General features: G+C 61.2%; 1 protein-coding gene. It reads right to left on the bottom strand.

Annotated elements, in window-relative coordinates; translation table 11 throughout:
* A partial coding sequence (locus EN853_RS33400) for an NAD-dependent epimerase/dehydratase family protein (RefSeq protein ID WP_135861367.1) occupies positions 1–330 on the bottom strand: 330 nt, incomplete at both ends.

Here is a 330-nt window from a genome sequence, read left to right as displayed (position 1 = left end):
CGATACCATTGAAATCACGCACGTCGGCGAGAACTGGATGAACCCTGTCGCGATGCCGCTCCATCAGCCATGCGAGGTTCTGATCAACGCCCGGGCGTTGAAGATTGTCGAGAATGACGACATCCTCGCCATCCCTGAGGAAACTGTCCGCCAGGTTGGACCCGATGAAACCGCTGCCGCCGGTAATGACGATGGGTGCCGCATGGGTGGCAAGACGCGGCGTCGCGAGCCGCGTTACGTCCGCCAGCCGGTCAATGCCACCTTCGGTCAGCAGGCGCGCCAGGAGTTTGGGCTGATTGTCATGACTGACGGCGCCGAGATGGTAGTGTC

Origin of the sequence: Mesorhizobium sp. M1C.F.Ca.ET.210.01.1.1, assembly GCF_004791585.1 — a bacterium.
Lineage (GTDB): Bacteria > Pseudomonadota > Alphaproteobacteria > Rhizobiales > Rhizobiaceae > Mesorhizobium.
This window is presented reverse-complemented; position numbering and strand designations above follow the sequence as displayed.